The 11,775-nt window shown below is 61.4% G+C and carries 13 protein-coding genes; 4 read left to right on the top strand and 9 right to left on the bottom strand.

Annotated features, from left to right (window positions below; translation table 11 throughout):
• Positions 1-47 precede the first annotated feature (47 nt).
• The 9 genes from E0L15_RS11445 to E0L15_RS11405 form a co-directional block, all read right to left on the bottom strand.
• Positions 48-656 (bottom strand): V-type ATP synthase subunit D, encoded by a 609-nt coding sequence (locus tag E0L15_RS11445; protein WP_168125686.1) that lies wholly within the window; start codon positions 654-656, stop codon positions 48-50.
• A gap of 30 nt (positions 657-686) precedes the next feature.
• On the bottom strand, positions 687-2,084 hold the full coding sequence (locus E0L15_RS11440) for a V-type ATP synthase subunit B (protein WP_087232700.1): 1,398 nt from the start codon (positions 2,082-2,084) through the stop codon (positions 687-689).
• Positions 2,085-2,094: 10 nt separating this feature from the next.
• Positions 2,095-3,858 carry a V-type ATP synthase subunit A gene (locus tag E0L15_RS11435; protein ID WP_168125685.1) on the bottom strand — a complete coding sequence of 588 codons (1,764 nt, stop codon included), beginning with the start codon at positions 3,856-3,858 and terminating at the stop codon, positions 2,095-2,097.
• A gap of 15 nt (positions 3,859-3,873) precedes the next feature.
• Positions 3,874-4,491, bottom strand: coding sequence for a V-type ATP synthase subunit E (locus tag E0L15_RS11430; protein ID WP_168125684.1), 618 nt, complete (start codon positions 4,489-4,491; stop codon positions 3,874-3,876).
• Between the two features lie 203 nt (positions 4,492-4,694).
• Positions 4,695-5,000: a V-type ATP synthase subunit F gene (locus tag E0L15_RS11425; RefSeq protein ID WP_168125683.1), complete on the bottom strand. Its 306-nt coding sequence runs from the start codon at positions 4,998-5,000 to the stop codon at positions 4,695-4,697.
• Positions 5,001-5,012: 12 nt separating this feature from the next.
• Complete coding sequence (locus E0L15_RS11420) at positions 5,013-5,447, bottom strand: ATP synthase subunit C (protein ID WP_087371594.1); 435 nt, start codon at positions 5,445-5,447, stop codon at positions 5,013-5,015.
• Positions 5,448-5,483: 36 nt separating this feature from the next.
• On the bottom strand, positions 5,484-7,385 hold the full coding sequence (locus tag E0L15_RS11415) for a V-type ATPase 116kDa subunit family protein (protein ID WP_168125682.1): 1,902 nt from the start codon (positions 7,383-7,385) through the stop codon (positions 5,484-5,486).
• An 11-nt stretch (positions 7,386-7,396) separates the two neighbouring features.
• Positions 7,397-8,431: a V-type ATPase subunit gene (locus E0L15_RS11410; protein ID WP_168125681.1), complete on the bottom strand. Its 1,035-nt coding sequence runs from the start codon at positions 8,429-8,431 to the stop codon at positions 7,397-7,399.
• Entirely contained in the window at positions 8,428-8,748 is a 321-nt protein-coding gene (locus tag E0L15_RS11405) for a hypothetical protein (protein ID WP_168125680.1), read from the bottom strand. Before E0L15_RS11405 ends, E0L15_RS11410 begins: the two co-directional genes overlap by 4 nt.
• Positions 8,749-9,007: 259 nt before the next feature.
• On the opposite strand from E0L15_RS11405, the gene E0L15_RS11400 reads away from it, so the two are divergent.
• The 4 genes from E0L15_RS11400 to ispE form a co-directional block, all read left to right on the top strand.
• Positions 9,008-9,487: an Lrp/AsnC family transcriptional regulator gene (locus tag E0L15_RS11400; protein WP_087232725.1), complete on the top strand. Its 480-nt coding sequence runs from the start codon at positions 9,008-9,010 to the stop codon at positions 9,485-9,487.
• On the top strand, positions 9,487-10,650 hold the full coding sequence (locus tag E0L15_RS11395) for an aminotransferase class I/II-fold pyridoxal phosphate-dependent enzyme (RefSeq protein ID WP_168125687.1): 1,164 nt from the start codon (positions 9,487-9,489) through the stop codon (positions 10,648-10,650). The genes E0L15_RS11400 and E0L15_RS11395 overlap by 1 nt, the downstream gene beginning before the upstream one ends.
• A 28-nt stretch (positions 10,651-10,678) precedes the next feature.
• Positions 10,679-11,281, top strand: a complete 603-nt coding sequence (thrH, locus tag E0L15_RS11390; RefSeq protein ID WP_168125679.1) for a bifunctional phosphoserine phosphatase/homoserine phosphotransferase ThrH — start codon at positions 10,679-10,681, stop codon at positions 11,279-11,281.
• A 15-nt stretch (positions 11,282-11,296) separates the two neighbouring features.
• Positions 11,297-11,775: 4-(cytidine 5'-diphospho)-2-C-methyl-D-erythritol kinase (gene ispE / locus E0L15_RS11385; protein ID WP_206020633.1), on the top strand; the 479-nt coding region annotated here is incomplete at its 3' end.

Raw genomic sequence — 11,775 nt, 5'->3', positions numbered from 1 at the left:
ATACCCCTGAGACTTACAAACGAGTCTCAGGGATATTTTTTGATGGGTTATTTGCCCGTCTGGCGCTTGATGACCTTCAGGCGCACAAACTCCTCCCGTTCCTTTTCCTCCAACGCCTCGGTGATGAAGCGAATGGTGTTGTCCAGGTCGGGGATGACGATGTTTTTCAGGGCGTTGGCCCGCTTCTGGGCCTTCTTGATGGCCTGGGCCAGGCGGTAGATGGAGATCTCCACCTCCGCCATACGCCGGGTCAAATCTTTGACCTTGGCAAACTGGATGTAGGCCTGGTCGAAGGCGGGGGACGTATAGGCAAAGCCATAGGTGGGGCTCAGAGGCGGGGTGTTGTCGGGGATGTGGGGCAGCTCCACCCCCATCACCGAGCGCCAGCGCACGTCCAGACTGTTGTCCGGCTCCACGCCCTCCGCGATGCGGTCGCACAGGCCCAGCTCGATGTTTGCCTTGGCCAGGGCGATATAGGCGGACTGGAAGATCTGGTCAATCTCCCGCTGGATGCGGGAGGCGTCCTCCATCAGTGTCATCATTTCACGGACCAGAATGTTCCGCTTCCGGTCCATCAGCTCATAGCCGGTGGTTGCCAGCGCCCGGGAGCGCTTGGCGGCCATGAGGTTACCCTTGGTGGGCAGAATGGCAGCCATTGGGCCACCCCCTTTCCGTCACGTGTCCCATTACAGCTCGCCCAGGGACTCGAAGGCCCCTTCCTTGTAGTGCTCTTCCAGCTCCTTGTCGCTGATGCGGTCCAGCTCGCCTTTGGGCAGGATGGACAGCAGGGCCCAGCCCAGCTCCAGGGTCTGCTCCAGGGTGCGGTCCTCCTGCTGGCCCTGGCGGACAAAGTACTGCTCGAAGGCCCGGCCAAAGCGCAGGTACTGCTGATCCAGGGGGGACAGCTCATCCTCGCCGATGACCGAGGCCAGGCTGCGGGCGTCCTGTACCTTGGAGTAGGAGGCAAACAGCTGGTTGGACAGGGCGGGGTGGTCGGCCCGGGTATAGCCCTCGCCGATGCCGTCCTTCATCAGACGGGACAGAGAGGACAGGATGTTGATGGGGGGATAGACCCCGGACTGGTCCATGTTCCGGTCCAACACGATCTGGCCCTCAGTGATGTAGCCCGTCAGGTCGGGGATGGGGTGGGTGATGTCGTCGTTGGGCATGGTGAGGATGGGCACCTGGGTCACCGAGCCCTTCTTGCCCACGATCATGCCCGCCCGCTCGTAGAGGGAGGCCAAATCGGAGTACAGGTAGGCGGGGAAGCCCTTACGGGAGGGAATCTCGCCCTTGGAGGAGGAGAACTCGCGCACGGCCTCGCAGTAGGAGGTCATGTCGGTCATCACCACCAGCACGTGATAGCCGTGGTTGAAGGCCAGATACTCGGCGGCGGTGAGGGCGCAGCGAGGCGTGAGGATACGCTCAATGATGGGGTCGGAGGCCAAGTTCAGGAACATGGCCACCCGGGGCAGAGCCCCGGACTCCTCAAAGTTGCGGCGGAAGAACTCGGCCACGTCGTTTTTCACGCCCATGGCGGCAAAGACGATGGCGAACTCCCCGTCGTCCCCGGCCACGTGGGCCTGGCGTACCATCTGGGCGGCCAGCTCATTGTGAGCCATACCAGCGCCGGAGAAGATGGGCAGCTTCTGGCCACGAATCAGGGTAGACGTGCCGTCGATGGCGGACACGCCGGTGTAGATGCAGCTGCGGGGGTACTGGCGGCTCACCGGGTTGATGGCGGAGCCGTTGATGTTGCGCCGCTCGTCGGGGTAGAGCTCGCCCAGGCCGTCAATGGGGCGGCCCGCGCCGTCAAAGACACGGCCCAGCATCTCCTTGGACAGGGCAATGTCCATGGGCTTTCCGGTGAAGTGGGTGGAGGTGTTCTCCAGAGAGATGCCACGGGTGCCCTCAAACACCTGGAGCACCGCCCGGTCGCCCTCGATGAGAATGACACGGCCATAGCGGCGGGAGCCGTCGGCCATCACCAGCTCGGCCATCTCGTCGTAAGACACGCCGGAGACCCCTTCCAGGGCCACCAGGGAGCCGTTCAGGTCAGATAGTCCGGTATATTCCAATCTCATGGCAGTCACCTCAGCTATTGGCAGTGTTGACCTGCTCCAGGGCTTTGTCGATCATGGCGGCGTAGTCGTCGAACTTGGACAGGTCTTCGTTGGGAATCTCGTACTTCATCTTCACCACCGTGTCAAAGATGCCGGTGGCGGTGTACTGGGACAGGGGGATGGAGCGGTCAATGCCCTCCTTCACCCCGTCGTAGAGCCGCAGAATGGTCTGCATCATCAGCAGTTGCTTTTTCAGGGGCACGTAGGTGTCCACCGGGTTATAGGAGTTCTGCTGGAGGAAGCCCAGGCGGATGAGGCGGGCGGTCTCCATGATGAGCTTCTGGTTTTCAGGGAGAATGTCCGAGCCAATGAGCTTGACGATCTCCATGAGCTGGCTCTCCTCCCGCAGCAGGTTTGCAATGCGCTGACGGCAGGGGGCGAAGTCCGGGGAGACGTTCTCACTGTACCAGTCTTTGAAATCCACGGTGTACTCCGAGTAGGAGTTGAGCCAGTTGATGGAGGGGAAGTGCCGGGCGTAGGCCAGGCTGCGGTCCAGGGCCCAGAAGCAGCGGACAAAACGCTTGGTGTTCTGGGTCACCGGCTCGGAGAAGTCGCCGCCCTGGGGGGACACGGCACCGATGACGGTGACGGAGCCCTCCTTGCCCTCCAACGTCTCCACATAGCCCGCCCGCTCATAGAACTCGGCCAGACGGGAGGCCAGGTAGGCGGGGAAGCCCTCTTCGGCGGGCATCTCCTCCAGGCGGCCGGAGATCTCCCGGAGAGCCTCGGCCCAGCGGGAGGTGGAGTCGGCCATGAGGGCCACGTGGTAGCCCATGTCCCGGTAATACTCGGCAATGGTCATGCCGGTGTACACCGAAGCCTCACGGGCAGCCACCGGCATATTGGACGTATTGGCAATCAAGATGGTACGGTTCATCAGGGGCAGCCCGGTGCGGGGGTCCTTCAGCTCGGAGAACTCCTCCAGGGCCTGGGTCATCTCGTTGCCACGCTCGCCGCAGCCTAAGTAGACGATGATGTCTGCGTCCGACCACTTGGCCAGCTGGTGCTGGGTCATGGTCTTGCCTGCGCCGAAGGGGCCAGGGATGGCGGCGGCACCCCCCTTGCCGATGGGGAAGAGGGTGTCCAGAATCCGCTGACCCGTGATGAGGGGGCGGTGGATGGGCAGACGCTGGGCGATGGGCCGGGCGCCTCGGATGGTGCACCGGGTGGCCAGTTTCAGACTCGTCACCTTGCCTCGGGCATCGGTGACCTCCACCAGCACGTCCTCCACGGTGTAGGGGCCATTGGGCACCACCCGGGTGACGGTGCCGTTGAGTCCGGCGGGGGTAAGGCAGCGGTGGAGGATGGCGGAGGTCTCCTGGCACTGGGCGTAGAGGGTGCCGGGCTTGACGGGGTCTCCCTCTTTCACGGTGATCTCCACGTCCCATTTCTTGGAGAGGTCCAGGGCGGGGATGTTGACGCCTCGGCCCAGGAAGGGGCCGGAAATGGCCTCCAGGCTCTTCAAGGGGCGGGCAATGCCGTCGAAGATGTTGCCCAGCAGGCCGGGGCCCAGCATCAGGGCCATGGGGGACCCGGTGGTGGTGACCGGCTGACCGGGGGCCAGTCCGGCGGTGTCCTCATACACCTGCACGGTGGTCATGTCCCCTTCCACGCCCACCACTTCACCGATGAGCTGCTGGTCGCCGGCAAACACCATGTCCATCATGGCCAGGCCTTTGCCGCCCACCACCTTTACCACAGGGCCGTTGACACTGTAAATGCGATATTCACTCATTCCACTTCCCCCTCCTTACATCTCGTCCAAGTCATCGGACAGGGACAGCCCGAAGGACTCGGCGAAGTGGCCGGCCAGCTCGTCCAGCCGGTTGTCGAAGGAGCAGTCCACCCGCAGGCCCAGCTGGCTGCACTGGAGGATGAAGCCGCCCAGGGAGAAGCTTCCCTCCTGGCACTCCACCTTTATCGGGGCCAGGGCGGCGGAGAGCTTGGGGGCAAAGGACATGTCCTCCCCCCGCAGTTGCACCGTCACCGCCTGAGCCCCGGGCAGCTGCTCCATGGCACGGCGGAGCATCTGCACCATGTGGTCATAGTAGTCAGGGGTGCCGGTGAAGGTGCGGATGCGCTCACACACCTGCTCAAACACCTCCTGGGTGATCTCCTTGCGGCGCAGATAGATCTGGCGCTTGCTGTCCATCAGGTGCCGGGACACCTCCCGGCCGGACTCCGCCCGGATGCGGGCGGCCTCCTTATCGTAATAGGACCGGGCCGCGTCCTTGGCCTCAATTTTGGCCTCCGCCAGAGCGGCAGCCCGCTGCTCTTCCAATTCTTTCTTCATCTGCTCACTCTGCTGGGCGGCGTTGCGCACCACCTCTTCGGTGAAGTGAAGCAGCTTTTCGGTTTGTTCTGGCATGTTGAGATCCCTCCTTGTCTCACGGGACTAGCCTGTATCTTAGGGCTGCACCACACCATTCAGCAAGAAGGATTTGCGAGCAAATTTTGCGTCCCAATGAGGCGCGCCTTTGCAGCAATACTTTGTGTATTGCAAGAAGGCGCAACGAAATTGGGGCGTAAAATTTCCGCAAAGCCTCGCAGGTGACATGGTGGGGTGTTGCCCTATAATTTTATACCAATGGCCTCCCGGATGTATCGGCCAATGGCATCGTGGTTGCGAGTTCCATGTCGGTCTGGAATCTCCACCACCAGGGGGGTGCGGCCGCTCATCTTCCAATCCCCCAGCTGGTCGGCACACAGCTGGGCCAGGCTCTCGGTGATGAGCAGAATGCCCACCGTGTCGTCGGCCAGAGCCTTTTGAATGGCCTTCTCCGCCTCCTCTTTGCTGCGGGCTACCACGCCCTCCACTCCGGCCAGGCGCAGACCCACTTGGGTGTCCGTATTATCGGAGATGACAAAGTAACGCATGGGTGGTCTCCATTAGGATACGAAAAGGAGCACCAGGGCGATGATCAGGCCGTACAGAGCCACGCCTTCGGCCAGGCCCACGAAGATCAGGGACTTACCGAACATGGAGTCGTTCTCGGAGATGGCGCCCAGAGCGGCGGAAGCGGAGGAGGACACGGCGATGCCGCCGCCGATACCGGACAGGCCCACGGCCAGGCCGGCGCCGATGTACTTCAGACCAGTGGCCAGACCGTCCGCAGCGGCACCAGTGGCAGCAGCAGCGTCGGGGGCGGCAGCGGAGGCCCCGGTGAGGCCCAGCACAGCGGTAATCACGAACAGGCCGCAGAACATGGCGATGTTGCTCAGCAGAGCGTGGCGGGCGGAAGCGCCGGTGAGCTTCTTGACGGCAATGGTCACCAGGGGCAGGAACAGCATCAGGGAGCCCAGGATAAACAGGATAACTTTCATAATAATGACCTCCAATGTTTGTGTTTTTGGGATGGATTAAGAATTTTTCGCCGTATAGTCAATGATGCGGGGGCTATACTCCCGGCCGCTGTCCTGATAGAACCGGCCGAACAGCTCGTAGAATTCCAGACGCAGCACCTGGATACCCACCAGCAGGCCCTCAAAGCCCATGACAAACAGGTTGCCCAGAATGAGGACGATGGGGTTGAGGTTGGCCCCTGCCATGGTGTGGATGACCAGCATCAGACACACGTGGGTGATGGCATAGGCGCCCACACGCAGGAAGGACAGGGTGTTGGTGAGGAAGGACAGCAGGGTCTCAAACAGCTCGAAGAAGCCGGAGACCAGCAGGCCGCCCAGGGATTCGGGCTTCCAATCCTCTTTTCCCTCTGCCAGCGCGGACAGGGGCTCTCGGAACAGGATGAGGACCAGGGGCAGCACCAGCACCGGCAGGACGTACCACACCCGGAACAGGCTGAACCCGGTGAGCAGAGTCACCATAGCGGCAATGATGAGGCCTAAATAGAACACCATCCCGGCCAGGCCGTTGGGGCCGAAGAAAATCTTGTCAAAGTCGTGCTGACGGATGCCGTTGAGCACATTGAGCACCATGACAAAGGCCAGCATCACCACGCCCATGGCCAGCGAGGCCACCAGCAGGTACACCACGTTGCTGCCCTCCAGGATCTTGAAGCCTGGGAGGATGTCCTCAAAGCCAAACACGGAGCCGTAGACAAACCCGAAAATGGTGGAGGAGATGCCGCAGCAGACGATGATCTTGCCCAGCCACATCTTTTTCTTGGTGGCCAGGAACAGACCGATGAGAGCCAGGCCAATGCCCTGCCCCACATCCCCGAACATGATGCCGAAGAAGATGCAGTAGGTGATGGCCATGAAGGAGGACGGGTCATACTCGTGGTAGTTGGGCAGGCCGTACATCCGCAGGAAGGGCTCGAAAATCCGGCCCAACAGGGAATTTTTCAGCTTGGTGGGCGGGGTCAGCTCGGTCTCCTCCGCCTTGTCCACCACATAGTCCAGCTTGCCATAGGCGTCCACCCGGGCCAAAAACTCGGGCAGATCGTCCTCGGGCACCCAGCCCATGAGGTAGAAGGTCTCTTTGGAGCGGGCACCGAAACGGCGCATCTCCATGACCTGGTTTTCCCGGCACAGCCAGGACCGCAGGCTCAAGAGGTGGTCCTTCTGCTGCTGGGCCAGTTCCTGGCGCTGGTTTTTCAGCTGTCCCAGGGTCTGCTCGTCGTCCTCCATCTCGTGGCGCAGGGCCTCAATGGCCTCCTGAGCGGTGCCGCCCAGGCGCTCGTCCAGGGGCACGGGCACAAAGTGCATGGAGTCGAAGAGGGCGTCCACCTTCTCCTCCCGGGCCTTGAGGGCGAAGTAACAGCCGTACACTTGGTTGTTCTCCGTGTGGGTGGGGAAGAAGAAGCAGTCCTCCCGCTTGTCCAGCACCTCGGAGAAGGTGCGGTAGCTGTCCTCAGGCAGGTGCCCGAAGCGGAAGGACAGGTGGTCCATGTTGCGCAGGGTGTCCAGCTGCACCGAGATGCCAGCCAGCTTCTCCAGCTGGGACACAGAGGAGCGGTCGTCCGCCTCCTCCTGGCGCAGGGCCTCCTCCCACTGGTCCATCTGGTCCAGCTGCTGGGTGAGGTCATCCAGGTATCTCTGGCCCTCCTCCAGGTCTGCCCCCTCGGCAAAGGGGCGGTATTCCGGCTCCAATTCCAGCCGGGTGAGCACTTCCTCTGCTTGCCGCAGCAGAGGCATCACCTGGTTGGGCATGTTCAGGGACCGCAGGTGGTTGTTGCGGTGCATCACCTGTAACACGCTCTCCGGGTGAAACGGTCGGTCCACGACACACTGGCGCACCACCGCTTCAAATTCCGGCAGCGGGCCTGTGACCGTGACAAACTTCATTGCTTGAACAGACATGTACTCCCTCCTCAGCGGTCCATCATGTCCAGTATGGACGGATTCAGGGCCATCTGGTATTTTGCCGCCTCCACCGCGGACACCACCGCTTTGAGCTCGATCTCTCGCAGGTTCATCAGCGCCACGGCGCTGTAAATGGAGGGTTTGCCCATCATCAGCTGGCGGCGGCTGGTGCGGTAAATGGTGGCGGTGTAGAGATAATTCAAGTTCTCCCCGCTATGCTGGTCAAAGATGCGGCCATAGGGGGTCTGCTGGGCCAGCTCCAGCACCGCCTCGGCGTTGGGGGCGGCGCACATGGCGTGAATCATCTGGGGCTTGAGCTTGTAGTGGTAGGGCAGCAGCACCGGCAGGTAGTTGTCCTCCTGGGGGAAATACCGCTTCATGCGCAAAATGTGCATAAGGTTGAGCATATCCACCTGACTGCCCACGGATTTCTCCATAATCCGGCGCACATCTCCGTCGTATTTCCGGCGGATGATGGACTGGAGCTTTTGGTAGTATACCCCGTTGAGCAGCGCCTCGGTGACGCCGTAGTCGGGCAGAGCACCGTCGGCGGAGCGCAGCCGCTCCAGGGCATCGTGGTAGATGCTTCCCCGGGTAGCCTCCACCAGCCCGTCATAGGTGGTGCAGCGGCGCAGGGCCTGCACATCCACCCGGGTGTGGCTCATAAAGGCCGGGGGCAGCGGCTCCACTTCCTTATAAATACTGGCGTGGAGGTGGCGCAGGGCAGCCAAGATCTCGTCCATCCCCGCCCGCATAATGGGGAAGCCCATGACAGCCCGGTCCTTGTGGGGCACAAAGGCCATCAGGCTCAGGTACTCCCGGCGAATCTGCTCCCGCAGAGCGGTCTCCAGGGTGGCACGGGTCAAGAGAGCATCTTGGGGCAGATGCTCCGCTGCATGGCTCCACCCAGGCAGCTGGCGCAGCTCGGCCAGCACGTCGTCCACCGAGCGCATTCCGGCCAGATGCTCCAGGTCCTGCCGGGTGATGCGCTTGCCATAGATGGCCTTGGCCTTGGTGGCCAGGGCCTCATATCCGGCGCTCACGGAATGTCAACCGTCTGGTGGAACAACGTATTCACCCAGTTGTCCCCATACCGAGTGTACGCCCGCTCCATTTTGGCGTTTGCGTCATCCAAACGCACCTTCTGGGCAGCAATCAGCTGCTCTTTCTTCTCTTCCTCCTGGCTTTTCAGCTCCTCCAGCCAGGCTTTGGCGCGATCCAGATACTTCTGTCGAATTGCAGCCTTTTCCTGCTCCAATTCTGCCTCGAAATTGGCTTTCTGGGTCTTTACCTCTTCCGCTACATCCCGGGCAGATCGTTCTGCTTCCAGAATTCGGTCAATTAGCATGGTATAGTCCATCCACACTGCCTCCTTCTTTCTAAATTGCACCATGAATTTGTATCAATTCACACAACTGCATATTATACCACTCCCCTCCCACCATGGGAAGCACCTTTTTACAAATCTTGCAAGAAGCAAAATCCCGTCTTCCTCCGCCCCACAATGAGTATTGCATTGCACTATGGTAAAGTGTATAATACGTTTCAACCACATTTCTCCATACACCCCCCGGGTTGCAGGGAGAAAAAGCGGTGAAATAAGCAAAGGAGGACGTACCATGAAACAGCTGCTGCAACTTTTGGAAAATGATTGCACCCTCACCCCCGCCCAATTGGCATCTATGACCGGTTCTACCCAGGAGGACGTGGCAGCAGCCATTGCCGACTACGAGAAGAATCGTGTGATTCTGGGCTACAAGGCCATTGTGGACTGGGACCGTACCCACCGGGAGTCTGTCACCGCCCTCATTGAGGTGAAGGTCACCCCCCAGCGGGGCGACGGCTTCGACCGCATTGCCCAGCGCATTTACCAATATGATGAAGTGGAATCCCTCTTTTTGATGAGCGGTTCCTTCGACTTCACCGTCATCATCTCGGGGCGCACCTTGCAGGAGGTGGCCCGGTTCGTGGGTGAGAAGCTGGCCCCCATGGAAGGCGTCACCGGCACGGCCACCCACTTCATCCTGAAGAAATACAAAGAGAAGCACCTGATTTTCCCGGTGCAGGAGGAACAGGAAGAGAGGTTCGTATTGGAATGATGGATTATAAACAGATTTTAAGCCAGCGCATTCAGGAAGTGCCTCCCTCCGGCATTCGGAAATACTTTGACATCATGGCGGAGATGGACGACGCCATCTCCCTGGGCGTGGGAGAGCCGGACTTCCAGACCCCCTGGCACATCCGGGATGCGGGCATCTACTCCCTGGAAAAGGGCTTTACCAAGTACACCCCCAACGCCGGACTCTCCGACCTGCGCCGGGCCATCTGCCGCTATCTGAAGCGGCGGTTTGACCTGGAGTATCAGCCCATCGGCCAGACCCTGGTCACCGTGGGGGGCAGCGAGGGCCTGGACCTGGCCTTCCGCTGTCTGCTGGAGCCGGGGGACGAGGTCATCATCCCCACCCCCTCCTTCGTGTGCTACGGGCCCCTGGTGTCCATGATTCACGGCGTGCCCGTGTACGTGGAGACCAAGGTGGAACATGAGTTCCGCCTCACCCCCGAAGAGCTGAAAGCCGCCATCACCCCCCGCACCAAGATTCTGGTGCTCCCCTTCCCCAACAACCCCACCGGCGGCATCATGCACCGGGAGGATTTGGAGGCCCTGGCGGAGGTGCTGCGGGGTACCAATATTATGGTGGTGTCCGACGAGATCTATGCCGAGCTCACCTATGGCCAGCACCACGTGTCCATGGCCAACATTCCCGACATGTACGAGCGCACCATTGTCATCAACGGCTTCTCCAAGGCATATTCTATGACCGGCTGGCGGATGGGGTACGTGTGCGGACCCAAGGAGCTCATCGCCGCCATGACCAAGCTGCACCAGTACGGCATCATGTCCGCCCCTACCACCAGCCAATACGCCGCCATTGAGGCCATGGAGCACGGGGACCGGGACATTGAGACCATGAAGCAGGAGTACGACGGCCGCCGCCGTTTCCTGGTGGACGGCTTCCGCCAGCTGGGGTTGGACTGCTTCGAGCCCCGGGGCGCTTTCTACGTCTTCCCCTGCATCCGCTCCACCGGGCTGTCCAGCGAGGAATTCTGCGACCGGTTCCTGGAGCAGGAGCACGTGGCGGTGATCCCCGGCTCTGCCTTCGGACCCGGCGGCGAGGGCTTTGTGCGGGCCTGCTACGCCGCCTCCATGAAAAACCTCACCGAGGCCCTTACCCGCCTGGAGCGGTTCTTGGGCACCCTGTAACCATATATTAAAAAAGGAGGAACCGGCTATGTACATCACCTGTCTGGATTTGGAGGGCGTGCTGGTCCCTGAGATCTGGATTGCCTTCGCCCAGGCCCGGGGCATCCCCGAGCTGGAGCGCACCACCCGGGATGAACCGGACTACGACAAGCTGATGCGCTACCGCCTGGACATTCTGGCCCAGCACGGGCTGAAACTGTCCGACATCCAGGAGACCATCGCCACCCTGGAGCCTCTGCCCGGGGCCAAGGAGTTCCTGGACGCTCTGCGGGAGAAGACCCAGGTCATCATCCTCAGCGACACCTTCGAGCAGTTCGCCCAGCCCCTGATGAAAAAATTGGGCTGGCCCACCATCTTCTGCAACACCCTGGAGGTGGCCCCGGACGGCACCATCACCGGGCACCAGATGCGCTGTCCCCAGTCCAAGCTCACCACGGTGAAGGCTCTCCAGTCGGCGGGCTTTACCACCATCGCCGCCGGGGACAGCTACAACGACCTGGGCATGATCGGGGCCAGCAAGGCCGGGTTCCTCTTCAAAAGCACCCCCGCCATCCAGGCCGAGCACCCCGAGGTGCCCGCCCTGGAGGAGTACGACCAGTTGCTGGAGGCCATTGAGGCCGCCATGGACTAAGGCTGGAGGGTGCACATGGAGAAACAAGCCTATGCCAAGCTGAACCTGTCCCTGGACATTCTCCGCCGCCGGGAAGATGGCTTCCACGACTTGCAGATGGTGATGGTGTCCATCGACCTCACCGACACCCTCACCCTCACCCCGGGTGAGGGGAGCATGTCCACCAACCTGTCCTTCCTCCCCACCGACGGCAGCAACCTGGCCCAAAAGGCCGCCGCCGCCTTCCGCTCCGCCACCGGGCAGGGGGAGGTGCTGGACATCCACATTGACAAACACATCCCCGTGTGTGCGGGCATGGCGGGGGGCAGCTCGGATGCCGCCGCCGTGCTGCGGGCCATGAATGAGATGTACCACACCAATCTGTCCCCCCTGGAACTGGCGGACATTGGAGCCACCGTGGGCTCCGACGTGCCCTACTGCGTGGTGGGGGGCACTGCCCTGGTGGAGGGCCGAGGGGAGCGAGTCACCCCCGGGCTCTTATACACGTCTGACGC

The sequence above is a fragment of the Pseudoflavonifractor sp. SW1122 genome (assembly GCF_012027765.1).
In the GTDB taxonomy this organism is placed as follows: domain Bacteria; phylum Bacillota; class Clostridia; order Oscillospirales; family Oscillospiraceae; genus Enterenecus; species Enterenecus faecium.
This window is presented reverse-complemented; position numbering and strand designations above follow the sequence as displayed.